Origin of the sequence: Pseudomonas sp. HMWF006, assembly GCF_003061205.1 — a bacterium.
In the GTDB taxonomy this organism is placed as follows: Bacteria; Pseudomonadota; Gammaproteobacteria; order Pseudomonadales; family Pseudomonadaceae; genus Aquipseudomonas; species Aquipseudomonas monsensis.
Genome location: NZ_QAIU01000638.1, coordinates 4,579 through 6,244, shown reverse-complemented (window position 1 = coordinate 6,244; position 1,666 = coordinate 4,579). Strand labels below are relative to the sequence as shown.

Below are 1,666 nucleotides of genomic sequence, written 5' to 3'. Positions count from 1 at the left end.
GGGTTATGCCCATATCGGGGTCATTGAAGAAATCGAACGACGCGGTTACGACATCGCCTGTATTGCCGGTTGTTCGATGGGCGCCGTGGTGGGCGGAATTTACGCCGCCGGCAAACTCGACGAGTACCGCAACTGGATCGAAAGCCTGGATTACCTCGATGTGCTGCGCTTGGTGGACGTGAGCTTTCGCCTCGGCGCGATTCGTGGCGAGAAAGTCTTCGGGCAGATCCGCAAGATCGTCGGCGAAATCAATATCGAGGACCTGCGCATCCCCTACACCGCTGTCGCCGCCGACCTTACCAACCAGCAGGAGATCTGGTTTCAGGAAGGTTGCCTGCACCAGGCCATGCGCGCCTCGGCGGCGATTCCCAGCCTGTTCACCCCGGTGATGCAAGGCAATCGCATGCTGGTCGACGGCGGCATCCTCAACCCGTTGCCGATCGTGCCGGTAGTGTCCAGCCATTGTGATCTGATCATCGCGGTCAATCTCAACTCGACCAACCAGCGCCATTACCAATTGCCGGTGATCCAGCGCCCCGCCGCGTTCCGCTCGCGGTTTGACAGTCTGATCGCGTCACTGGGTTCGAAGATGCCATTCCGCCGCAAACAGGCCGAGCAATTACTGATGCTTGAGCAGGAAGCGTTGCGCGCCGAGGCGGCAGACATCAACCCGTGGCTCGAAGGTGTCGGGCCGGAGAGCCAGCAACCGGCGGCCGCCCCCGAGCGTGAAGGCGCACCGAAGTCGGCGACCGGTTCGTTCATCATCGACAACGTCGGCCCGGCGTCGTTGCTCGACCTGATCAACCAGAGTTTCGAGGTGATGCAGACCTCGCTGGCGCAGTACAAGATCGCCGGGTATCCGCCGGATATCCTGATCAACGTGCCGAAACGGGTGTGCCGGTTTTTCGAGTTTTACAAGGCGCCGGAGTTGATCGCACTGGGACGGGAGATTGCCCGGGATACGCTGGATCGCTATGACAGCGAGCAGGGCTGAAATCCCGGCAGCCTGACCGGGCCTCTTCGCGGGCAAGCCCGCTCCCACAGGGTTCTCGGGTGTTACTGAAATGTGTGTTGCACACCGTCCACTGTGGGAGCGGGCTTGCCCGCGAAGAGGCCAGACCAGCCAACACAAAACCTACAGACTGTTCTCACTCAACAAGCGATACCCAACCCCCGCCTCCGTCACGATAAACCGCGGCTGCGTCGGATCATCCGCGAGTTTCTGGCGCAAATGCCCCACCACAATCCGCAAATAATGACTGTCCTCGGTATGGGTCGGCCCCCAGATGTCCTTGAGCAATTGCTGCTGGGTGATCACCCGTCCCGGATGCCGTGCCAGTTGCGCCAGCACGGCGTATTCCTTGCGGGTCAGCGCCACTTCGACCCCGTCGAGCAGCACCCGGCGATAGGCGAGGTCGACGGTCAGCGGGCCGAAACTCAACGCCGCCTGTTGCGCTTCTCCCGCCGGCGCCTGACGTAACAGCGCGCGGATTCGTGCGAGAAACTCCTGAATGCCGAACGGCTTGGTCACGTAGTCATTGGCGCCGCCATCCAGCGCCTGCACCTTCTGCCCTTCACTGGCGCGCACCGACAGCACCAGCACCGGCGCCGTGGCCCACTCGCGAAATTCGCGCAGCACTTGCTGGCCGTCCATGTCCGGCAGACC

At 62.0% G+C, this 1,666-nt stretch carries 2 protein-coding genes; one reads left to right on the top strand and one right to left on the bottom strand.

Annotation, left to right across the window (positions count from 1 at the left end):
- The coding region (locus DBR24_RS29590) for a patatin-like phospholipase family protein (protein ID WP_128616472.1) at positions 1-994 on the top strand (994 nt) is incomplete at its 5' end.
- 141 nt (positions 995-1,135) lie between these two features.
- Here DBR24_RS29590 and DBR24_RS29585 read toward each other — a convergent pair.
- Positions 1,136-1,666, bottom strand: a 531-nt coding sequence (locus DBR24_RS29585; RefSeq protein ID WP_256591976.1) for a winged helix-turn-helix domain-containing protein, incomplete at its 5' end; no start/stop codon positions are given.